General features: G+C 32.4%; 24 protein-coding genes. 5 read left to right on the top strand and 19 right to left on the bottom strand.

The window, feature by feature from the left end; translation table 11 throughout:
• Positions 1–11: 11 nt before the first annotated feature.
• Both ATE84_RS04950 and ATE84_RS04945 read right to left on the bottom strand, forming a co-directional pair.
• Positions 12–1,262, bottom strand: a complete 1,251-nt coding sequence (locus tag ATE84_RS04950) for an efflux RND transporter periplasmic adaptor subunit (RefSeq protein ID WP_101446323.1) — start codon at positions 1,260–1,262, stop codon at positions 12–14.
• 1 nt (position 1,263) lies between these two features.
• Positions 1,264–2,568 (bottom strand): TolC family protein, encoded by a 1,305-nt coding sequence (locus ATE84_RS04945; RefSeq protein ID WP_233195746.1) that lies wholly within the window; start codon positions 2,566–2,568, stop codon positions 1,264–1,266.
• 274 nt (positions 2,569–2,842) lie between these two features.
• Between ATE84_RS04945 and ATE84_RS04940 the strand changes: the two genes are divergently transcribed.
• A complete protein-coding gene (locus ATE84_RS04940; protein WP_101446319.1) occupies positions 2,843–4,207 on the top strand; it encodes a sigma-54 dependent transcriptional regulator in 1,365 nt (454 codons plus the stop codon).
• Positions 4,207–5,559, top strand: coding sequence for a PAS domain-containing sensor histidine kinase (locus ATE84_RS04935; RefSeq protein ID WP_101446317.1), 1,353 nt, complete (start codon positions 4,207–4,209; stop codon positions 5,557–5,559). Before ATE84_RS04940 ends, ATE84_RS04935 begins: the two co-directional genes overlap by 1 nt.
• 10 nt (positions 5,560–5,569) lie before the next feature.
• Here ATE84_RS04935 and ATE84_RS04930 read toward each other — a convergent pair whose 3' ends face one another.
• From ATE84_RS04930 to hemA, 10 genes are all read right to left on the bottom strand, one after another.
• Positions 5,570–5,974 (bottom strand): hypothetical protein, encoded by a 405-nt coding sequence (locus tag ATE84_RS04930; RefSeq protein ID WP_101446315.1) that lies wholly within the window; start codon positions 5,972–5,974, stop codon positions 5,570–5,572.
• 60 nt (positions 5,975–6,034) lie between these two features.
• On the bottom strand, positions 6,035–6,637 hold the full coding sequence (locus ATE84_RS04925; protein ID WP_101446313.1) for a hypothetical protein: 603 nt from the start codon (positions 6,635–6,637) through the stop codon (positions 6,035–6,037).
• 199 nt (positions 6,638–6,836) lie between these two features.
• Positions 6,837–7,610, bottom strand: coding sequence for a hypothetical protein (locus ATE84_RS04920; RefSeq protein ID WP_233195745.1), 774 nt, complete (start codon positions 7,608–7,610; stop codon positions 6,837–6,839).
• Between the two features lie 20 nt (positions 7,611–7,630).
• A complete protein-coding gene (gene hemF / locus ATE84_RS04915) occupies positions 7,631–8,533 on the bottom strand; it encodes an oxygen-dependent coproporphyrinogen oxidase (RefSeq protein ID WP_101446311.1) in 903 nt (300 codons plus the stop codon).
• Positions 8,534–8,591: 58 nt separating this feature from the next.
• Positions 8,592–9,380, bottom strand: coding sequence for an EI24 domain-containing protein (locus ATE84_RS04910; RefSeq protein WP_101446309.1), 789 nt, complete (start codon positions 9,378–9,380; stop codon positions 8,592–8,594).
• A gap of 74 nt (positions 9,381–9,454) precedes the next feature.
• Complete coding sequence (locus ATE84_RS04905; RefSeq protein ID WP_101446307.1) at positions 9,455–9,946, bottom strand: hypothetical protein; 492 nt, start codon at positions 9,944–9,946, stop codon at positions 9,455–9,457.
• Between the two features lie 2 nt (positions 9,947–9,948).
• On the bottom strand, positions 9,949–10,980 hold the full coding sequence (hemE, locus tag ATE84_RS04900) for a uroporphyrinogen decarboxylase (protein WP_101446305.1): 1,032 nt from the start codon (positions 10,978–10,980) through the stop codon (positions 9,949–9,951).
• 76 nt (positions 10,981–11,056) lie between these two features.
• The gene (locus ATE84_RS04895; protein WP_101446303.1) at positions 11,057–11,716 is read right to left on the bottom strand and encodes a uroporphyrinogen-III synthase; all 660 of its coding nucleotides are present in this window, start codon (positions 11,714–11,716) and stop codon (positions 11,057–11,059) included.
• 1 nt (position 11,717) lies between these two features.
• Positions 11,718–12,629: a hydroxymethylbilane synthase gene (gene hemC, locus ATE84_RS04890; protein ID WP_101446301.1), complete on the bottom strand. Its 912-nt coding sequence runs from the start codon at positions 12,627–12,629 to the stop codon at positions 11,718–11,720.
• 2 nt (positions 12,630–12,631) lie between these two features.
• Positions 12,632–13,882 (bottom strand): glutamyl-tRNA reductase, encoded by a 1,251-nt coding sequence (hemA, locus tag ATE84_RS04885; protein ID WP_101446299.1) that lies wholly within the window; start codon positions 13,880–13,882, stop codon positions 12,632–12,634.
• Positions 13,883–14,086: 204 nt separating this feature from the next.
• Here hemA and ATE84_RS04880 point away from each other — a divergent pair, with 204 nt between their 5' ends.
• Positions 14,087–14,977, top strand: coding sequence for an AraC family transcriptional regulator (locus tag ATE84_RS04880; RefSeq protein WP_101446298.1), 891 nt, complete (start codon positions 14,087–14,089; stop codon positions 14,975–14,977).
• A 7-nt stretch (positions 14,978–14,984) separates the two neighbouring features.
• Here ATE84_RS04880 and ATE84_RS04875 read toward each other — a convergent pair whose 3' ends face one another.
• Positions 14,985–15,164: a hypothetical protein gene (locus ATE84_RS04875; protein WP_101446296.1), complete on the bottom strand. Its 180-nt coding sequence runs from the start codon at positions 15,162–15,164 to the stop codon at positions 14,985–14,987.
• Positions 15,165–15,377: 213 nt separating this feature from the next.
• On the opposite strand from ATE84_RS04875, the gene hemH reads away from it, so the two are divergent.
• Positions 15,378–16,412: a ferrochelatase gene (gene hemH / locus ATE84_RS04870; RefSeq protein ID WP_101446294.1), complete on the top strand. Its 1,035-nt coding sequence runs from the start codon at positions 15,378–15,380 to the stop codon at positions 16,410–16,412.
• Positions 16,412–17,797: an MATE family efflux transporter gene (locus ATE84_RS04865; protein WP_101446292.1), complete on the top strand. Its 1,386-nt coding sequence runs from the start codon at positions 16,412–16,414 to the stop codon at positions 17,795–17,797. Before hemH ends, ATE84_RS04865 begins: the two co-directional genes overlap by 1 nt.
• Before the next feature lie 131 nt (positions 17,798–17,928).
• Here ATE84_RS04865 and ATE84_RS04860 read toward each other — a convergent pair whose 3' ends face one another.
• The 6 genes from ATE84_RS04860 to ATE84_RS04835 form a co-directional block, all read right to left on the bottom strand.
• A complete protein-coding gene (locus ATE84_RS04860) occupies positions 17,929–18,297 on the bottom strand; it encodes a hypothetical protein (RefSeq protein WP_101446290.1) in 369 nt (122 codons plus the stop codon).
• 181 nt (positions 18,298–18,478) lie between these two features.
• Entirely contained in the window at positions 18,479–19,477 is a 999-nt protein-coding gene (locus tag ATE84_RS04855) for an IS1595 family transposase (RefSeq protein ID WP_101444842.1), read from the bottom strand.
• 87 nt (positions 19,478–19,564) lie between these two features.
• Positions 19,565–20,080 carry a hypothetical protein gene (locus ATE84_RS04850; protein ID WP_101446288.1) on the bottom strand — a complete coding sequence of 172 codons (516 nt, stop codon included), beginning with the start codon at positions 20,078–20,080 and terminating at the stop codon, positions 19,565–19,567.
• Between the two features lies 1 nt (position 20,081).
• The gene (locus ATE84_RS04845; protein WP_255412050.1) at positions 20,082–20,468 is read right to left on the bottom strand and encodes a hypothetical protein; all 387 of its coding nucleotides are present in this window, start codon (positions 20,466–20,468) and stop codon (positions 20,082–20,084) included.
• 81 nt (positions 20,469–20,549) lie between these two features.
• Positions 20,550–20,930, bottom strand: a complete 381-nt coding sequence (locus tag ATE84_RS04840; protein ID WP_101446284.1) for a hypothetical protein — start codon at positions 20,928–20,930, stop codon at positions 20,550–20,552.
• A gap of 37 nt (positions 20,931–20,967) precedes the next feature.
• Complete coding sequence (locus tag ATE84_RS04835; protein ID WP_101446282.1) at positions 20,968–21,477, bottom strand: hypothetical protein; 510 nt, start codon at positions 21,475–21,477, stop codon at positions 20,968–20,970.
• Position 21,478 lies beyond the last annotated feature (1 nt).

The raw sequence follows: 21,478 nt of genomic DNA, 5'->3' as shown, positions 1-21,478 counted from the left end.
TTAAATGCTATTTATTTCAAAATTATTTTTTCGGCATCTCCAAAGCTATCATAGTTCGAAGTAATTACTTTTTCTCCTGCTTCTAATCCTTCTAGTAATTCATAATATCTCGAATTTTGTTTTCCTATACGTATTGTTCTTTTCCATGCTACTTCGCCTGAGGCATCCACAACAAAAATCCATTGCCCTCCGGTACTCTGGAAAAAACTTCCCCGAGGTAGTAACAGTGCATCATTTGATGCTCCTAGTTGCAGTTTTATATTATAGCTCTGCCCAGCACGTATGGTTTCAGGTTTTTGATCTGCAAAAACCAAGTCTACCTTAAACTTCCCGTTACGTACTTCGGGATATACTTTACGAAGACGAAGTTGATATTCTTTACCATTGCGATCTAACACAGCCGTCAGATCTCTTTTCACTCTATCAATATAATGCTCATCAATTGTTGCTTCTATCTTGTAATCTGTTAATACATTTATCTGACCTATTCGTTGTCCTTGTTGAATATTCTGCCCAATTTCTGCATCCAAAAATCCTAATTGACCATCGGCAGGAGCTCTTACATTTAGATGATCCAAACGCTCATACACCATTGAAAGTGTTTTTTGCATACGTTCCAGATCAGTATCTAATCCTGATAAAGATGTAGCTCGAAGAGATTTATCTTGTTCTGTCTGAAGTTTAATTATTTCATGCCGCTTTTTGGATAGCTCATAGTTTTCTTTTGAAATTAGATATTCTTCTCTAGAAATCAATTCGTCCTCAAACAGAGCCTTACTCTGTTCATAATTTCGCTTCAGTTTTTGTAATTCATATTCTGAACTTACCAGATCTTTTCGACCTTCTACTTGTCTAGAATCAAAAGTCAACTTTGTCGAACGAAGGTCATTTTGTTTCAAAGCTAAATTACTTTCACTAGCCAAAATCTGTTCATAAAGAGCACTATTTTCTAACTTTAATATAATATCCCCTTTTTTTACCATCGCTCCTTCTTCAATAAGTTTTTCTGTTACTCTACCTCCTTCATAAGCATCCATATAAATTGTACTTATTGGAGCTACTGAACCATTAATGGTAATATAATCATCAAATTTCCCAAAAGAAACTTCTGCAATCGACAATTTTTCTTTTTCTGTTCTAAATGTAGCTGCTGAGTTTCCGGATACCATTTTCCAACCTACAAAAAACAGTACTATACCTATAGCAATGTATCCGTAATGTTTAGGCCTTAATCCTTTTTTCTTTTCAATTTTTATATCCATTTTATTGTGCTCTATTTATATTAAAAACAGGTAATCCATTATAAAAATCCAATGTACTTTCATTTACTTTTAAACGTAATTGTACCTGTAGGTTTTCGTTTTGCGAGTTCGCTAATACGTTTTTAGATTGGTTGAGTTCTATAGCACTTATTAATCCTTTTTCATATTTCTTTTGTGCTATCTCAAAAGTTAAAACCTGTGCTTTCATTTTTTGTGAACTCTGTCGGTATTCTGTGCGTAGTGCGTCTCCTTCTTGAACAAGTTGCTGAATGAGTTTAAACATTTCTTGTTTCTGAATATCAAAATTATTGTCTGCTCGCATCATTTCTACCTTTTGTTGTTTTACGCGTGAACGATTTGACCATCCGTTGCTGATAGGAATGCTAAGCGAAACTCCAACATATTTTGAGACATTATCCTTAATCTGATTCTTAAAAGAGATAACTTCTCCTGTATTGTCATTGACATTAGTTTCATAATATCCCGTTTGATACCCTGCAAAAAAAGACAGAGAAGGGTACAAGCCTCCTCTGGCTATGGCTAATCGTTTTTTGGCTGCTTTTGCTTTTAACTCCTGTGCTTTTATGATAGGAACAAAAGTTGTGGCATTACTGTAAATAGAATCTTTATTTGTTCGAAGAGTGGCTACATTCTCATCATCTTCTATAAGAGAAGATTGAATAGAAATAGTGGTAACACCTTCTAAGTTCATTTCTTGTATAAGCTTAAGCTTTGCTGCTGCTACATTATTCTCATTTTGAGTAACCAATAACTGATCAGCTAATAAAGCTGATTCTGCTTCATACAAGTCTGCTTTTGCTTTTTGACCAAGTTCTACTTGTCTTTTTACAAGTTTATAATTAGTATCAGATACTTCTTCTTGTTCTTTAGAAATGGTTAAAAGCCCTTCCATAAACTGAATATCATAAAAAGCAGACATCACCCTAAATGCCAATAGGTATTTTTGATGCAGTACTTCTTCATTTGATGCTTTATGCAAAAATTTCGAAGCTTTTATTGTATTTATTTTTTGAAAACCTCTAAACAAATCAATTTCTGCATTCAACCTATAATTATTTGAGAAAAAATCAGTGTTTACAATATTGTTATTATTAGGATCTACTGATCTTCCATATCGAATATTATAATCTGAAAATGCATTGATATTTGGCAATAAATTTCTTACCGACTGCCGATATGTTTCCTTGTTAGCATCTTGGTTGTATTTAAAATCCTTGAGCTGTAGATTATTGCCTACAGCATAAGCTACACAATCATCTAATGACCATGAATCTTGAGAATACATCGTATTTGATATCAAGATCAAGAGAAAATATAAGATTTTGTTTTTAGAATTTATCATTTATTAAACACTTAAATAATATTTTGATACCAAACCTTAACCTAATCTCATGCCAAAAACATAATGAATTGCTTATCAGGTAATTATGTATTAAATCGTTTATACTGAATTTTAAAAATGTAAAATTATTATACAAATAGTGTCAAATAATTTTACACTGCTATAGGAGTACTGTCTCAAATTTGTAGTTTTACTATGGTAACTTAAATAATAAATGATGCAGGATGGAAAAGTTTTAATCATTGATGATAATAAGAGTGTCTTAAGCGCACTGGAAATTTTATTGCAGTTTGAGTACAAACACATTAAAACGATTTCTAATCCCAATCAAATTTCTTCAATGCAAAATCTAAGTGATTTTGATATTGTTGCATTAGACATGAATTTTTCTGCTGGTGTTAATACAGGAAATGAAGGTTTATTCTGGCTTAGAGAAATAAAGAAAAAAGCTCCTCATACTTCGGTAATTATGATGACAGCTTATGGTGCTGTTGATCTTGCTGTAAAAGCGTTAAAAGAAGGAGCTACCGATTTTATATTAAAGCCCTGGAATAATGAAAAGCTACTGGCAACCATAAAGTCAGCTTTTTTACTTCGTAAATCCAGAAAAGAAGTACAAGAACTAAAACAGAAAGAAAACCATCTGAAGCGAGTAATTAATCAGGACAGTAATTATATTATTGGTAATTCTAAAGCACTTACCGCTGTCTTGAACTTAGTTAGAAAAGTAGCAAAAACAGATGTCAATGTTTTGATTACAGGTGAAAATGGAACAGGAAAAGAATTAATAGCTCGTGAATTGCATAGAATGTCTCCTCGTAAAAATGAAGTTTTTATTGGTGTAGATATGGGTTCAATATCAGAAACATTGTTTGAAAGTGAACTGTTTGGTCATACCAAAGGAGCATTTACAGATGCCAAAGAAGATCGAGCAGGAAAGTTTGAAGCAGCAAATAATGGCTCCTTGTTTCTCGACGAAATCGGAAACCTATCACTACAAACACAGGCCAAACTATTATCTGCAATACAAAACAGAACTGTAGTAAGGGTTGGTTCTAATAAATCTATTCCTGTAAACATACGTCTGGTTTGTGCCACTAATTGTAATCTTAACCAGATGGTAGATGATGGTATTTTTCGAGAAGATCTACTCTATAGAATTAATACAATTCATATAGAAGTACCTCCATTGCGAGAACGAGATAATGACATCTTGATATTGGCAGATTTCTACTTAAAAAAATTCGCTTCAAAGTATGGCAAACCATCTCTTCGAATAAATACTACTGCCGAAGAAAAACTAATGGGATATCGCTGGCCAGGAAATGTAAGAGAGTTACAACACACTATAGAAAGGGCCGTAATTTTATGTGAAGGAAATGTATTGAAACCAACAGATTTTTTATTAAGTGCCAGCTCAGGGATTTCTTTGGATAAAGGCCCGGAAACTCTTGATGAAATGGAACAACTTATGATTTCTAAAGCACTAGACAAGCACAACGGAAACTACAGCGCTGCAGCAAATCAACTTGGTATCTCCAGACAGACTTTATATAACAAAATAAAAAAATCAGAACGCTAATGGTAAGTCGAAGCCTATATACACAACTCATTCTAAGAGTAGTAATCCTTTCATTGACATCACTACTATTGGCTTTTCTTTTTTTTAAAGAACTATATATTTTATCCTTTTTTCTTCTATTATTCCTTTCATTACAATCTGTATTTTTAATCAAATACCTAAATTACAATAATCGAAAAATTGCTTATTTTTTTAATTCTATTAAAAACGAAGATTTCACTCTTCGATTTCCAGAAAAAGGAGGTCCAAAATCATTCAACGAATTAAATCGTAGCCTTAATAGCCTTAATACTGTGATCCAAAAAGTACACCTAAAAAACCAAACGCAAGAGCAGTATTATCAGGAAATATTGAAACAGGCAGAAATCGGTATTTTGACATTTAATCATAAAGGGCATATCCTTTTTAATAATCCCAAAGTTGAGAAACTATTAAATCATACACCTCTAAATCATATAAAACAACTAGCCCAAGTTGATAAAAACCTATATGAACTATTTAATACCATTAAACCATTTGAACGAACACTTTTTCAACTCACTAACGAACGTGAAACTATACAGCTTGCCATTAAATCTTCTGAAATACTATTAAATGGTGAAGTTTTAAGGTTAATAACAATACAAGATATTCATAATGAATTAGACGAAAAAGAAACAGATTCTTGGATAAAACTCATTAGGGTTTTGACCCATGAAATTATGAATTCTGTTACTCCTATTACTTCAATATCAGAATCTATTTTGGGGTATTATAAAGATAAAGACAGGATCATACCGGTTACAGAAATTGATGAAAATAAGATCCATAATACCGCAAAAGGATTAGAAGTAATCAAAAACCAAGGAAATGATTTAATGAGTTTTGTACAGTCGTATCGTAGCTTTCTAAATGTACCTGTACCCGATAAGAAAATAATTAAAGTGTATGAATTACTAGAAAAGATAAAAGTTTTGATGAGTCAGGAAATTGATTTTAATACCATTTCTTTTGATATTATTAATACTACTGAAAATCTTGAAATTTATGCTGATGAAAAGCAAATTACTCAAATATTGGTCAATCTTTGTAAAAATGCAATTCAGGCTTTAAAAGAGACCGAAAAAGCAACTCTTATGTTCATTTTGGGAATTACACCCGAAGAAAAAAAGTATATAACAGTTAAAGATAATGGCCCAGGGATCCATCCAGATATTATGAGTCAAATATTTATACCTTTTTATACCACAAAAAAAGAAGGTACCGGTATTGGTTTAAGTCTTTCTAAGCAAATTATGCATTTGCACGGGGGGAGTTTAACAGTGCATTCTATACCAAATCAAGAGACTTCTTTTACTTTACTTTTTGAATAAGTTTACCATCTTATTCTATCTTATCCAGTTCTAACGTTTTTAGTAAAGCATCAAAGTAGTAATCTTCAAGATCTGGTACAATTACTACTTTATATGCTGTATTTTTTATGGTATAATGTGACGATGTTTCTGGGTCTAATGATTTAGAATGAAGATTAACAATCTTTTGAATGAAATCATTGATCAAAAGTACCTCATCATAACTTATTTCTCTACGATATGTAGGTTTATCACTTTTATAAACTAGATAATCATTCCTAAAACTAAGAGATTCTTCATGTCCGGTTTGACGAACAAACTCGAAAGTAAAATCTTTAGATGTAAATATCTTATTAATGTTATCTGCTGTTGGTTCTATATTGCGGGCACAACTCGCAACCAAAACCAGTACCAAAAATATCTTTATCCATTGCATGATCTACAATTTACAGAGTAGAAAAGAACTAAGATAAAAGATATATCATTATCAATTATCTTATTTTGATGCTAATCGTTTTATAGAGCTTTCAAAATCAATATCCTCTAGATTACTAATCAATAACCCAATTCCTCCTGATTTTGATGCAACAATATACTCTGTCTGAAATTTTTTCTCCTTTTTATACGCTTTTAGGTATTTAAGCTTAACCACTTTTGAAGTCGGAGTAAAGAAAAATCGACCGTGAATTCTTTTATATTTTACTTCCTGAACATTAGATTCATCTTGTAATTGATCATTAAGTGCTGCTACAACTCTAGCTGCTCTATGCTCATCAAATTGATAAAAATCACATGTATATATAAAAACATAATTTTCGACATTATTTTCGTCCACGAATAGCTCGAAGTCTACTTTTTTGTCCTCTATTTTTTTCAATTCATGTAAAGCAACCTTTTTAAATTTTGGCTTATTTTCTAGAGAATCCAGTCTATTTCTAAATTTTTCTGGAGTTATTTTTGAGTATCCACTAGTAAGCACAATCGTATTATTTTTAAATTCGATTGTATTTTTAGAAAACTTAGAAAACTTAGATTCTTTGGGTAAAAATTCGCATCCTACAACAAGGATTACAATTAACAATAGTAGAATTTTTTTCATAAGGCATTTGTGTTAATTAATATAACATTTTATAGATAAGCCCTAAATGATTGTCTTGCAAGTTAATAAAAAAAAATTATATAAATGTCATTCGGCGGAAATTTTAAGCACTTTAACCGGTTTTTGACTTTGTGTTCGGTTTTTTAGTAAGTATTATATGGCATTATATATAGGCCCTAAGAGGTCAATTATGGATTTCTTATTCTAAATTAGAAATAAACTTCTCTACGTTAAAATTAACATCATCTTCTCCTTGTTGATCAAAAGGATTTTCTAAATGAGATTGAATATTATCCAAAGCGACCAAAATAACACTATACAAAATTGGCATTGCAAATTCTAATCCCACAGCGTATTCTTTTGCTTTGTAAGCAAAGTATGGTCCGTACAATATGGGAAGAATAATTATAAAAATATCACTATATGTCCTTAGTGTTCTGGGAGTACGATATTGATAGATATGCTTAATTTTTTCGAAAGAAATCATCATTTTACTTAAAAACTGATTGGAACGCGAAGCTTCTCCCGAAGGTAATCCATGTTTTCTCATTTCTTTTATGAAAGAAGATAGTTCTGTAAAATTTCTGTACACCTCCTTTTCATAGTTTTCTAATTCGGCTACAGGTTTTGTAAACATATGCTTACAAGCGTTCAATAATCCTTGTAAATGCACTTTTAAATCTTCCTTAAGAGTTATTGGAGGATTTTCTAACCAGTGAATTGTTGCAAAGTACAAAGCCCTGCCATGTGCCTTGATACTACCATATTCATCTAATGCATTTTCTCTCCGCTTATATGCTCCTCCTATAGAAAAAACAATAGGAAAAACGATTGCAGTAGCAATTAATGTTAAAGGAAAATTGGCTGTAAAATCAAAATATCTACATCCATAACTGGATATCAAGGAGAGAAAAGTAATAACAAAAGTCTTATAGTTAATGATAAGACCAATTCTTCTAATTATTTTCAACATAAATAATGAGTGCCTTTTAATTATACCCAATCTACTGGGTTTGTTAGTACTTCTATTAATCGTGCTTCTTCACTACCCGCTTCTGGATGGTAATCATATCGCCATTGTACATGAGGAGGAAGACTCATTAAAATGCTTTCTATTCTTCCATTGGTTTTTAGTCCAAATAGAGTTCCTTTATCGTGTACCAAGTTAAATTCTACATAGCGCCCACGTCGGATTTCCTGCCAATCTCTTTGCGTGTCGGTATACGGCAGCTCTTTTCTTCTCTCTACAATTGGAGTATAAGCTTCTAAAAAGCTATTCCCCACTTCGGTTACAAAATCATACCAGTTTTGCATCGACATCGTATCATCTGCTTTACAATAATCAAAAAACAAACCTCCTACTCCACGACCTTCTCCGCGATGTGCGTTGTAGAAATACTCGTCACATTTCTTTTTGTAAATGGTATAAAAATCTGGGTGATGTTTATCACAAGAATCTTTACATATCTGGTGAAAATGTTTTGCATCCTCATCAAATAGATAGTAAGGTGTTAAATCCTGTCCTCCACCAAACCAGCTATCTACAATAGTTCCGTTTGCATCATACATTTCAAAATAACGCCAATTGGCATGCACTGTTGGTACCATTGGGTTTTTAGGATGTAATACCAAGGATAGACCACAAGCAAAAAAGTCAACATCACCTACATTAAAATAGCTCTGCATGGCTTTAGGAAGTGCTCCATGAACTCCAGAGATATTTACACCTCCTTTTTCGAATACATTTCCATTTTCGATCACACGGGTTCTTCCTCCACCTCCTTCGGGACGTTCCCAAAGGTCTTCCTGGAACTTAGCTTTACCATCTATTTTCTCTAATTTTGAGGTTATGGTATCCTGTAAGTCTTGTATATATTGATAAAACTTATCTTTCATTTATAACTATGTAAATATTTTTTTAGATCTTAAAACCCAATTGAATTTAACCATGATATTATGCTTCAATTTTAGAAATCTCTTCGGATGCGTTTTTTAGTTCAATTAATCCTTTTTCTTTCAAAATTTTCACTGTTTCTGTAGAAGCTGCAACCACAGATATAGGTAGTGTGATGATAAACCCTATAATAGGGATAAAGAGCATCAATACAAATACGATCCCATTACCTATTGCAGTGCCTCTATTTTTTCTTACAAACTGGATACTCTCTTTGTAGTTAAAATGACGTTCCATTGTATAATCCATATTCCCAAAACCTACATAATATGCCTGAATTAAAAAAATCAAAATCGTAAATAAAAGACCTATAACCGGGATAAAACTTAAAATAATCAACGGAATCATAAATAATAATTCTCTAAATAGATTTCGTATATTAATACGGATACCTCTAGATAATTGTTGGCTAAATGATGTATTGCGATGCACATGATTTGTTTCTCCCAGAAGATGTGTTTCTACTTTTTCTGAAACTGGGCTCATAAATGGTGCGGATAATGCCATTACAATATGTTTATATAGTATTAACCCTATCACCAGGATCAATAGACCTCCAATATATGTACTAATAGTAGCAAATGTTTCCGATCCCCACTCCCAAGGCCAAATTTTTGCAATCAAAGTACCTAGATTATCAGAAAAGAAATATGCTAATGCCACAAAAGATAATCCTGCGATTACACTTATTAAAATAGGTATGGCAAAAAATTTCCATAATCCCAATTTCGAAATAAGTTTGAACGTCCCGAAATAAGCTTTGATCCCATTAATGATATTTTTAAGCATTGGTTTTCTTTTTTGATTGATTCACTTTTATAAGTAGCTTTTTTATGAAGTTTGTTTCAACATTTCTTAACTTCTTATTTTTCCGAAAGATAAACCAAATCATTTTTATGATCTAGTAATGCATTGAGCTCTGTTACTTTTTTAGCTTTTTGTACATGCTTTTTTAAAAAGGTAACTATTTCATCTTCAGAAATATTTTTTAAAGAAACAAAGTACTTTCTACCCATTTCATTATTCTGCAAATCCATTGCAGTTTCTATGGGTTTATTCGGAGCCAGTTTCTCATGCAAATCAGTTATTTTCTTGGTCCACCGAATTGAGCTTTCTTCATTTTTAGTAATTCTAAAGGTTTTATAGCAAATCAAAATATTCCACAAGGCATGTCTAAACGCATTCGCTTTTCCATGATTATGATGTGTTTTCCCATAATGCAAATCACAAATAATCATGGTTCTCCTTGTAGCTTTTAGCGTTGGGTAGACAAGTAAAGGATTCTGAAGCATTATCCCTGTCAATCTAAGGATTTGTCTAAAACTTAATCGTTTTAACAGACTCCTAATACTCATTCTTATGCTTGATATTCTTTTACTGCATCTACAAATGCTTGAGCATTCTCTACAGGAATATTCGGTAAAATCCCATGTCCCAAATTAGCGATATAACGATCTTTACCAAAAGCATCTATCATTTGCTTCACCATTTTTTTGATTTCTGCAGGCGGAGATAATAATCTCGAAGGATCAAAATTACCTTGTAGTGTTATATTTCCTCCGCTAAGATAACGAGCATTACGTGCAGAACAAGTCCAATCTACTCCAAGCGCAGCAGCTCCTGATTGCGCCATTTCTTGTAATGCAAACCAGCACCCTTTTCCAAAAACGATCACTTCGGTTTCTTCTTTTAACGCATCTACAATCTGCTGGATGTATTTCCATGAGAATTCTTGATAATCCACAGGAGATAACATACCTCCCCAACTATCAAATACCTGAACTGCATTAACTCCTGCTGCTACCTTTGCCTTAAGATATGCAATAGTAGTATCGGTAATCTTTTGTAATAATTGGTGTGCTGCCTCTGGTTGTGTAAAACACAATTCTTTGGCTTTATCAAAATTCTTAGATCCTTGTCCTTGTACCGCATAGCATAGAATCGTCCAAGGTGAACCGGCAAAACCAATTAAAGGAACACGATTATCCAAACGCTCTTTTGTTAGTTTTATCGCATCCATTACATATCCTAATTCTTCATGAACATCTGGAACAATTACCTGTTCTACATCTGCCAAAGATCGAATTGGATTAGGAAGCCAGGGACCAATCCCATCTTTCATTTCGACTTCGATATTCATTGCTTGCGGGATCACCAAAATATCACTAAACAAGATTGCAGCATCGGGACCAATGATATCTATAGGCTGTACGGTTATCTCTGCCGCTAATTCTGGTGTTCTACAACGAGTAAAAAAATCATATTTTGCTTTTAGTGCACGAAATTCTGGTAAATATCGTCCTGCTTGACGCATCATCCAAACTGGTGGGCGTTCTACGGTTTCTCCTTTTAGTGCTCTAAGAAATAGATCGTTTTTTAGTTCTGTCATAGCTATTGTGAATTTTCTACTTTGCGAAAATCTCTTTATTATTTAGTATTCAAAATGATTCTGGCCTATACCAGGATCATAATTTATTAAAATATTTCACGGCTTGAACAATTACATTCTCTACCGTTGGTTTATTAGCAACAATAATATTATCTGTATGTTTTTTGGCTTCAGAAGCGGTTGTGTTTCCTATACAAAACGCAATACTTTCTCCTATTTTATTTTCTGAAACATAACTCTGGATTCCAGATGGGCTAAAAAACAATATCCCATCAAACATTCGATTAAATTTATTTGATTTTAAATGTGTTTTATATACTATCTCCTCTTTTACCTCAACATTATTTTGCTCCAAAAGATTAGGTAATTCATCTCTTCTCAAGTTTCCGCAAAAAAACAAAAAAGATTCATTTTTATACTTTTTTATAATGATTTTGGCTAAATCTGATGCATTTTGAGCAGTTTCTACTACATTTAAGTCATTTTCCTGTAAACGTTTTTTGGTATTATCTCCTACACAAAAACAGTTTGAAATGATCATTCCGGAATTTTTAATTGCCTTCACAGCGTTCTTGCTTGTAAAAATTGCATTCTGGATTGTATTCTCAATATTATTTTCTAAAAGTTCTATAGTTATGGCATCATATTCGACAAACCCAAGACCTGTATTTAGTAACAACTCTTTTTGAGCTGCAGAAAGTTTTTTGGTTGAGAGTATTGTTGGTGAAGTATCCAATCTATGCTATTTCTGCTTTTATCTCTTTCATCAATTCATGCCCTCCGTTATTCAATATTTCCTGAGCACATATCTTACCCAGATTTTCCACATCACCGATTTTAATTTCTTTATTCACTTCAATCTTATCCTTTCCGTCAAGGCTAAATAAAGCTCCTTTAAAATGGATACTATCGGTATTAATCTCTGCTAGTCCTCCTATTGGTGCAGTACAGCCTCCTTCTAATTCCCGTAGAAATTCTCGTTCGATATGTACACATATTTCCGATGGGCTATCGTTTAAGTTTGATAATGCCTCGAGGCAATATTCATCTTCTTCTTTGGCAACTACCAACATAGCTCCTTGAGCTGGTGCAGGAATCATCCAATCCAGATCAATATAATTATCGGGTTTTAGATTAATACGCTCTAATCCTGCAGCGGCAAATATGGCACCATTCCAATCACTATCGGTTAGTTTTTGCATTCGTGTATTTACGTTTCCACGTAGATCAACTACTGTATGTGTTGCGTATTTATGTAACCATTGTGCTTTTCTTCGAAGGCTTCCGGTAGCAATTGTTCCTTTACTTTCTAAAAAATCCAATCCTTTATGAACCAGAATATCGTTTACATTAGCACGTTTTAAGATAGCAGCTTCTACTATTCCTTTTGGGAGTATAGTTGGCACATCCTTCATCGAATGCACAGCAATGTCAATATCACCATGTAACATGGCTATATCTAGTGTTTTGGTAAAAATCCCGGTAATTCCTAATTCATACAATGGCTTATCTAGTATAATATCACCTGTTGACTTAACAGGAATCAACTGGGTTTTATATCCCAATTCTTCTAAACTTTTTTGCACGGTATTAGCTTGCCAAAGTGCTAATTCACTATCTCTGGTACCTATACGAATCGTTTTTGTCAAGACTATTTATTTTGTAAATGAAATACTTTCTGAATCAATTCTATGCTTTCATCTGCCGAAGTATTATCATCTTTAAGGTGATTGGCAAAATGATTGGTAATTTTCTGAATGATTCGACTAGTAATAATATCAGCTTGTTCTTCATCAAAATCTGCATACTTTTTTCGTTGTAGATTAATTTCTGCATCTTTTAATGTAGATAATTTATTTTTAAGTGCTTTAATAGTAGGAGCAAATTTTCTAGTTTCTAACCAACTGCCAAATTCTGTTTTTATCTCATCTATAATAACTTCGGCTTGTGGAATGTATTGTTTTCTTCTTTGTAAAGTATCATCTGTCATTTTTGACAAATGATCTAAGTGAACCAAAGTTACATTAGGTAATTCATTCACATCATCTGCCACATTTTTTGGGATAGACAGATCTAAAATCAATAATGGTTTTTGTGAATGGATTAACTGTTTAGAAATAGTAGGATTCTGTGCTCCCGTAGCGACAATAAGAATATCTGTGTTTGTTATTTCTGACTGAATATTAGCATAATCTTTTACAATAAGATTAAATTTTCCTGCTACTTTTTCTGCTTTATCCTTAGTTCTATTAATCAGAGTAATATGATCGTTCTTGGTATGTTTTACTAAATTCTCACACGTATTTCTGCCTATTTTACCTGTACCAAAAAGTACGATCTTCTTTTCTGAAATATTTTCTACATTCTTAAGAATGTATTGAACAGAAGCAAAAGAAACCGAAGTTGCTCCTGATGAAATCTCAGTCTCGTTCTTAATACGCTTGCTCGCCTGTATTACTGCATTGATCAGTCTTTCTAGAAAAGGATTAGTAATTTCTACTTTTTTAGAAGCTATAAAACTTTTTTTTAGTTGACTTATGATTTCAAAATCACCTAATATCTGGCTATCTAAACCAGTCCCCACTTTAAATAAATGTGATACTGCTTTATTATTTTTATGTACATAGGCTACTTTTTCGAACTCTTCTATGGTTCCGTGAGTATGTTCGCAAAGTAATTTGATTAATTGAAATGGATGTTGAGCAAAACCGTGTAATTCGGTTCGATTACAAGTAGAGGTAACAAGCAAGGCTTCAATACCTTCATTTTTGGCCTGTTGTAGTATTCCTTCTTTGGCTTCATCGTTTACACTAAAATGACCCCTGATCTCTGCATCAGCTTTTTTATAACTAAGTCCAATAGTGTAAAAATTTGTTCCTTTTGCTCTTAAGTGAGACTCCATGCAGTCAATTCTATAATATTCCATAACAAAAGTATTTTAGATAGATCAGAAAAAACAACGCCAGAAGAACTAATAGTGTCGAAAAACGTTATTTGAGACATTATTTGCATGAAAAACAAGCAAAAACCCTTATTTTTGTATAGATACGAGAGGTTCTTATATCGACAGTTTAGATTCGTTCTAAATAAATAAAATTTTATAATTATGGAAATTGAACTAAAAAATAACGCTCCAGGGGTTCTTGAAGAAACTCAAATCGAAGATGATTTTTATATCCTAAAGTTTCAGAACGAAACTAATGAAAATCAGCGAGTTGTAAGGGATATCAACAGCAGTTTTATTCAATTTCACTTCTCTATAAAAGGGAGGGTTAAATTTAATTTTAATAACGGAAGCTATGCTATTAACCTTTCTGAAGAAAATTCACTACTGCTCTATAATCCACAGCGTGATCTTCCTATGAATCTAGAAATGGACAAGAATTCTTGGTTGATTACCGTCCTGATTTCAATAAAAAGGTTTCATTCTTTATTTTCAAAAGAAGCAGATTATATTCCTTTTCTTGGAGATGGGAATCGAGATAAAAAATATTATACTGATGCTAGTATTTCCCCTTCGATGGCTGTTGTATTGAATCAAATCATGAATTATAATTTGAATAAATCGATCAAACAATTATATTTTAAAGGAAAAGCATACGAATTATTAAGTCTCTATTTTAATAGACCCGGAGATGCAGATGTAGAACAATGTCCATTTTTGGTAGATGAAGAAAATGTATTAAAAATCCGAAAAGCTAAGGAAATTATTATCGCCCGTATGGCAGAACCTCCTACTCTTCAGGAGTTATCAAATGAGATTGGATTACCTCTTAAAAAACTTAAAGACGGATTTAAACAAATCTATGGTGAACCAGTATATACGTTCTTGTTTGATTACAAAATGGAAGTAGCCAGACAACTACTCGCCTCGGGAAGTCATAATGTAAACGAAGTAGGCTTAAAAGTAGGATATAGCACTGCAAGCCATTTTATTGCAGCATTTAAAAAGAAATTTGGCACTACTCCAAAAAAATATGTAATGAGCTTAAACTAAAACCCATTTAGTCTATTGATTCTCCTTTGGGAATCCCTATTCCTTTTTGCAGGGATACTATCGAATCATACATCCCTTGATCTTCATCTGAAGTATCTGCTAAAACTGATACAAAATCAAACTGTTCTAACAGCTCCAGAATAAAGGGCAGTTTGTCTTTTTCGACATCTACAATTATACGTTTCATCTTTGCTTTTTTTAATCATCTAAAAATACTAAAATAAAACTACTCAACTTTCAGTTTGCCAGAATTTAACGTATTTTAAGTTCTGTTTTATTTTTAACTCATATCCGACGGTTATCAATTATCAATTCTATAATACTACTATCAAAAAGTCTTATCACTTTTAGTATCATTCCTCCTTATAGTTTGTATTTTTGTTGGTGCAAAAAGAAAATTATGAGTAAAGGAGTTCTCCTTGTTAATCTTGGATCACCAGACAGTACAGATCCAAAGGATGTAAAAAAATATCTTGGTGAATTTTTGATGGATCCCAGAGTAATCGATGTTCCGCTATGGGCAAGAACACTATTGGTAAAAGGGATCATCCTAAATACCAGGCCAAAAAAATCAGCAGCAGCATATAAAAAAATATGGTGGGATGAAGGTTCCCCTTTAATTGTACTATCAGAACGATTACAGAAAAAAGTTGCCGATCTTACTTCAATACCTGTAAGTTTATCAATGCGTTATGGCTCGATGAATATCAAAAAAGGATTACAAGAATTGCAGGATAAAGGTGTAAATGAAGTCATGATTATTCCGCTTTATCCACAATTTGCTATGGCAACTACAGAGACTATTTTAGTTCTTGCCGAAGAATTACGTAAAGAGCATTTCCCTAACATGAAACTTATTGATCTTCCTGCTTTTTATAACAAATCTGAGTATATCAAAATCTTATCCAAAAGTATAGCCGAAAAGTTAGAAACATTAGATTACGAACATCTTCTATTTTCTTATCATGGAGTACCAGAAAGGCATATTCGTAAAAGTGACATTACAAAATCCCATTGTAAAATTGATGGATCATGTTGCAATACTCCCTCTGCAGCTCATGAGTTTTGCTATCGCCATCAATGTTATTCTACTACACAACAAGTAGCTCAAAAATTAAAATTAAAAGAAGGAACCTATTCTACCTCTTTTCAATCTCGTTTAGGCTTTGATCCATGGTTACAACCATATACTGATCGTACCATAGAACGTATGGGAAAAGAAGGAATTAAAAAAATGGCTATTGTAACTCCTGCTTTTGTATCAGATTGTTTAGAAACTTTGGAAGAAATAGCAATGGAAGGAGAAGAAATTTTTCACGAAGTTGGTGGTAAAGAATTCACAACCATCCCTTGTCTTAATGATCGTGATGATTGGGCAGGTCTGCTTGCAAATTGGGTAAATGAATGGGTTACTGTTAAAACCCAAACCGTATAATGGCAAAAATAACGGCCGAAGCTCTGGGGGTAGAACCCATAGGGAAATTACTCATAAAACAAGCAGTTCCTGCATCTATAGGAATATTAGTGATGTCTCTTAATATCCTAATTGATTCTATTTTTGTAGGTAATTGGATTGGTTCTATTGCGATTGCAGCTATTAATGTAGTACTCCCCGTATCCTTTTTTATTGCTGCATTAGGAATGTCTATCGGTGTAGGAGGTTCTAGTATAATTTCTAGGGCATTAGGTGCAAATAATAAAGAAAAAGCACTCAAGACTTTTGGAAACCAGATTACTCTTTCTCTGCTTTTTATGGTTTCTTTGGTTGTTTTAGGTTTAGTTTTTGTCGATGATATTATTCCAAAATTTGGTGGGAAAGGAGATATTTTTGAACCCGCAAAAATCTACTATACGATTATTTTATATGGTGTACCTATCCTTGGTTTTGCTATGATGGGTAATACTGTAGTCAGAGCAGAAGGAAAGCCTAAATTTGCTATGACGGCTATGATCATCCCTACAGTTGGTAATCTGCTAATGGACTATCTTTTTATTAATGTAATGGATATGGGAATGCATGGTGCTGCATGGGCGACAACAGGCTCGTATCTTGCTTGTTTTTTATATATATTTTGGTTTTTCAGTTCTAAAAACTCTGAATTAAAAATCAGCTTTCGTCATCTTGGACTACAAAAAGAGATTGTTTCAGAAATTGCTTCACTTGGCGGAGTAACTCTAGCCAGACAAGCTGTAGTAAGCATTACCTATCTATTAATGAATAATATTTTATTCGATCTTGGGCAAGAAGGCTTGGTAGCTGTGTATGCTATTATTGGTCGAATGCTAATGTTTGCCTTGTTTCCTGTGTTTGGAGTAACCCAGGGATTCTTACCCATTGCTGGATATAATTATGGTGCAAAACGCTACCCTCGCGTTAGAGAATCTATTAATACCGCAATCAAATATGCTGCGATTCTAGCCACCTTAGTTTTTATTGGGCTAATGATTTTTCCTGCAGAAATAACAACTTTATTTCTGAGTAACAACCCCAATCTAGCTCCCAAAGAATTAGCTCTAAATCAATATGTATTATCTCATACTGCAGAACCTATGCGATGGGTATTTGCTGCTACGCCTATTATTGCGCTTCAGCTAATTGGGGCTGCCTATTTTCAGGCTGTAGGGAAAGCCATTCCCGCTTTATTACTTACGTTATCAAGGCAAGGTTTCTTCTTTATTCCTTTGATTTTGATTCTTCCAAAGTTTTATGGCGAATTAGGAGTTTGGATTTCTTTCCCGATTGCAGATATATTAGCAACCATTGTTACTGGGTATTTTCTGAATCGGGAAGTGAGAACTAAGCTTATTACAGAAAACTAGCTAACTCTTTATTTTTACTTCTCATCTTTTAAAATTTCAGAACACCAATCTGTTAAAAAAACAACCAAGCTATTTTTTAATAACCTGGTTGTCTATTCTTTTTAACTTATTTTCTTTTTTTATATTTTATTTTAATCATCGCCAAGCATTTCACGTATTAAAAAACCAACAGGAAACTCTTCTTGATCTGCGATGGCATCCCAATAAATAATAGTTTGAAAATGAAGTGCTAGTTCATTACTAAGATGTGGATATATAAATTCTTTAAACAAAAATGTCATTTCGTTATCCACTTTATTTTCGAGAATAGCTTCATTCATTGATGAGATAACTAGTTCTAAAAACTCAAATTCAACACCTTCATCTAATTCATCAATATTATTGTTATAATACTTAATAAATTCTACAACTCTGTTTGCATCATCATTTTCGATACTCCAATCCCCTGTCATTATCAAGTTTAATTCCTTATTAACTTCTTTAAACGATTTTTCTTCCATTTAATGTAAATGCATATATTATTTTAAGAGATATAATTTCCTAAATACAGTAATTCTTGTAACATAGAATTACAAGGTCCATAAATCGTTATAAGCAAAAATATAACACCCTTTAGATTCATCTTTTAAATGTTTACAGCCAAACTCAAATAATGAGTTTAGCTGTTTTTAAAAATTATGGCTAAGTTCTAAAAAGCATATTATTTACTACTATGTTTTTAAATTCCATCCAGGCAGTATTGGAAGCAAAGGCTATAGCTGCTACGGTTGCCATTTTACTGGTTGAATTTTTTATTTTTTCTAAGACTAAAAACCAATTCAGATAATTCTGAAGGTATTTTGTTGCCACTCCATTGAAGGGCTCCATAAATTTCCTTAGACGCATATCCATATTATTCACATTTTGTACGTGATATATTTTGTCAACAGCTCTTTGACCCTTCGAAGCATTAAATTTTTTGTGTGCTACCTTCTTGTCTTTTGCAAATGCAGTATAGCTTCTGTGACTGTCGCTACAAAGGGTTTCTACTTTAGCCAACTTCCCTTGTAATATAGTCTCCAAGTCACTTTTACTAATGCGACCTCTGGTAGCTACTTTGAAATCTTTGTTCCCTGATCGGTCACAACTGGCTATCACAGCTACTTTTTCATTACTGAGACCAGCTTTACTTGCCTTTGCGCCACGTTTTCTAGCAGGACGATCCAAATTTCGATTCCCTTTTTCAGAGTAAGCAAAGAAAAGATCATCACTCTCTAGGATTCCTTGGAATTCATCCACACTTACGCTCCCAAAGGAGACAAGTAATTTGTGCCTCCAATCAAAAGAAGTCTGAATAGAAATCCCTGTTTCTTTGGCACTCTTGCGAATACTATATCCAGAGAGTAAACAGAATAAATAACGATTAACTTTGTCTTTCTTCTTGAGGTTGTACCAGAACTTACCGGTAGTTTCACTAAAGTTTTTATGACAAGTATTACAAACATAGCGCTGTACTCCTTTGAGCTTACCATTAGCCTTAATTTTATTGCACTTACAATGAGGACAGCTTATGGCTTTACTCTGATTGCTATCAATCAGGGCTGAACCCTCAGTAGAGATCTCCAATAATGTGGAAACAATTTCTGATTGAACCAAAGCCGATGAACTAATGAAAAAATCTCTAAAATCTTCTGGTATCATTTCTCCGTTTTTATAAAGTAAAGATAAAACATATTCTAATTAGAACTTAGCCAAAATTATTTATGTAAATATACTGTTGTTGCACGATTAACTCATTCCTATACTTTTTTTATCTATTAAAACCCATTTATCATCAATAAGACTAAAAATGTAAATGATTTCATGACCAATAATTTTACCACCTTCATAATTTTTGTTTTTGATAGCAGTTTTATTTAAAATACATTTTTTAGAATCTGAAAGAAAAATTATTTGTGAAAAGAAATGCTTTATATAACTACCATCTTCTTTTATTATTTCATCACTCAATATCGATTGAACTTGTTTTTTTAACTTAGAACATAACATATAATCCATATTCTCAGTTTGACTATTAAACTGTTCTAGCTCTTTCTTATTAAAAATATTTAATTTACTGATAATTTCAATATGTGAGGGTTCGACCTGAAAACCAATTTCAATTTCAACTGCTTTACGCTTATTTATCTTCATTTCTTCAAAAACAATAGTATATAATTCTGTATCAGTACAATTGTTTTCTTGCCCTTTACAATTGATTATTATAAACATTGTTATACCTAAAAATAAAATTATTTTTTTCATATTACCAGTTTCCGAAATTTCTCATTATTATTCCTACATTTGATCGCCAAACGGTTTCTCCAAATACTGCTTTCTCAAAAAGAATACCAGCTTCACTTTCTTCTAACCTATCTTCAAAAAAAGCATCACTCCAAAAATTAAACCCATAATTAGTATCAGCGAAGTGAACATATTCATGCGAAATAGTTACAGCAATGAGAAACCTTATTTCTTCTCTAAACTTAGCACTATTCTTTAAGTTTTCTATATCATTTACCAAATCAATATCTATTCGAAGTCTATTTATTTCCTCTGGAAGTACATGACCAAGGTATCTACCATATCGTTCATTTATTCCTTCACCTCCTAATTGTAGAATAAGAATTTCAGGGCCTTTACCCCATTGTATACTTTTGATTAATTTATTTTTTCAGACCTCACAGGTCTCTAAGACCTGTGGGGTCTGATGATTACGGTTTATTACATACTTTTAATCATCGCCAAGCATTTCACGTATTAAAAAACCAACAGGAAACTCCTCTTGATCTGCGATAACACTCCAATAAATAATAGTTTGAAAATGAAGAGCAAGTTCATTACTAAGATGTGGATATATAAATTCTTTAAACAAAAATGTCATTTCGTTATCCACTTTATTTTCGAGAATAGCTTCATTCATTGATGAGATAACTAGTTCTAAAAACTCAAATTCAACACCTTCATCTAATTCATCAACATTATTGTTATAATACTTAATAAACTCTACAACTCTGTTTGCATCATCATTTACAATACCCCAATCAGGAGTACTAATAAGGTTAAGTTCTTTATTAACCTTATCAAAATCTTTATCTCTACATTTACGATTCATATTATTATTTATACGAACATAATATTATTCGGAAGAATTAGTACATTACAACAATTTTCTTATCGCTTAAAGACCATTTTCCTTTATGATAATCATATATATATAAGATCTCACCACCTATTGCTTTTCCCCCTTCATATTTTCTGTTTTTAGCAACTGTATACATAAGAATACATTTTTTAGAATCTGAAAGAGATATTACTTTAGAAAATTTATAGCTATTATAACTACCATTTTCCTTTATCAGATCATCACTTAATATTAATTCTATTTGCCTTTTAAATTTACTACAAGAAAGGTAATCCATATCTTTAGGTAGATTATTAAATTGTTCCATTTCTTTAGTGTCAAAAATATTCATCTTGTCAATACTCTCAATAATAAATTTACTTGGTTTATAACCAACTTTGATCTCAACTGCTTTTTTCTTATATAATTGCATTTCTTGAAAAACAAGATTGTAAATTTTTGTATTACTACAATCTCTTTCTTGTCCTTTAGAAACGAAAGTTCCTAATGCTATTATAATTAAAATAACCTTTTTCATA

This window comes from Aquimarina sp. MAR_2010_214 (genome assembly GCF_002846555.1).
Taxonomy (GTDB): domain Bacteria; phylum Bacteroidota; class Bacteroidia; order Flavobacteriales; family Flavobacteriaceae; genus Aquimarina.
Note: the sequence above shows the minus strand (reverse complement) of the source record. Positions and strands in the feature narration are given on the sequence as shown.

What these genes read in the sequence shown, in the direction of transcription:
- ATE84_RS04905 (WP_101446307.1), bottom strand. Translation starts at nt 9,946, where the DNA reads ATGAGTATTAGGAGTCTGTTAAAACGATTAAGTTTTAGACAAATCCTT.
- hemA (WP_101446299.1), bottom strand. Translation starts at nt 13,882, where the DNA reads ATGGAGTCTCACTTAAGAGCAAAAGGAACAAATTTTTACACTATTGGA.
- ATE84_RS04925 (WP_101446313.1), bottom strand. Translation starts at nt 6,637, where the DNA reads ATGAAAAAAATTCTACTATTGTTAATTGTAATCCTTGTTGTAGGATGC.
- ATE84_RS04875 (WP_101446296.1), bottom strand. Translation starts at nt 15,164, where the DNA reads ATGAAACGTATAATTGTAGATGTCGAAAAAGACAAACTGCCCTTTATT.
- ATE84_RS04910 (WP_101446309.1), bottom strand. Translation starts at nt 9,380, where the DNA reads ATGCTTAAAAATATCATTAATGGGATCAAAGCTTATTTCGGGACGTTC.
- ATE84_RS04940 (WP_101446319.1), top strand. Translation starts at nt 2,843, where the DNA reads ATGCAGGATGGAAAAGTTTTAATCATTGATGATAATAAGAGTGTCTTA.
- ATE84_RS04860 (WP_101446290.1), bottom strand. Translation starts at nt 18,297, where the DNA reads ATGGAAGAAAAATCGTTTAAAGAAGTTAATAAGGAATTAAACTTGATA.
- ATE84_RS04855 (WP_101444842.1), bottom strand. Translation starts at nt 19,477, where the DNA reads ATGATACCAGAAGATTTTAGAGATTTTTTCATTAGTTCATCGGCTTTG.
- hemE (WP_101446305.1), bottom strand. Translation starts at nt 10,980, where the DNA reads ATGACAGAACTAAAAAACGATCTATTTCTTAGAGCACTAAAAGGAGAA.
- ATE84_RS04945 (WP_233195746.1), bottom strand. Translation starts at nt 2,568, where the DNA reads ATGTATTCTCAAGATTCATGGTCATTAGATGATTGTGTAGCTTATGCT.
- ATE84_RS04920 (WP_233195745.1), bottom strand. Translation starts at nt 7,610, where the DNA reads ATGTTGAAAATAATTAGAAGAATTGGTCTTATCATTAACTATAAGACT.
- ATE84_RS04865 (WP_101446292.1), top strand. Translation starts at nt 16,412, where the DNA reads ATGGCAAAAATAACGGCCGAAGCTCTGGGGGTAGAACCCATAGGGAAA.
- hemF (WP_101446311.1), bottom strand. Translation starts at nt 8,533, where the DNA reads ATGAAAGATAAGTTTTATCAATATATACAAGACTTACAGGATACCATA.
- ATE84_RS04930 (WP_101446315.1), bottom strand. Translation starts at nt 5,974, where the DNA reads ATGCAATGGATAAAGATATTTTTGGTACTGGTTTTGGTTGCGAGTTGT.
- ATE84_RS04880 (WP_101446298.1), top strand. Translation starts at nt 14,087, where the DNA reads ATGGAAATTGAACTAAAAAATAACGCTCCAGGGGTTCTTGAAGAAACT.
- ATE84_RS04835 (WP_101446282.1), bottom strand. Translation starts at nt 21,477, where the DNA reads ATGAAAAAGGTTATTTTAATTATAATAGCATTAGGAACTTTCGTTTCT.
- hemH (WP_101446294.1), top strand. Translation starts at nt 15,378, where the DNA reads ATGAGTAAAGGAGTTCTCCTTGTTAATCTTGGATCACCAGACAGTACA.
- ATE84_RS04840 (WP_101446284.1), bottom strand. Translation starts at nt 20,930, where the DNA reads ATGAATCGTAAATGTAGAGATAAAGATTTTGATAAGGTTAATAAAGAA.
- ATE84_RS04935 (WP_101446317.1), top strand. Translation starts at nt 4,207, where the DNA reads ATGGTAAGTCGAAGCCTATATACACAACTCATTCTAAGAGTAGTAATC.
- ATE84_RS04950 (WP_101446323.1), bottom strand. Translation starts at nt 1,262, where the DNA reads ATGGATATAAAAATTGAAAAGAAAAAAGGATTAAGGCCTAAACATTAC.
- ATE84_RS04850 (WP_101446288.1), bottom strand. Translation starts at nt 20,080, where the DNA reads ATGAAAAAAATAATTTTATTTTTAGGTATAACAATGTTTATAATAATC.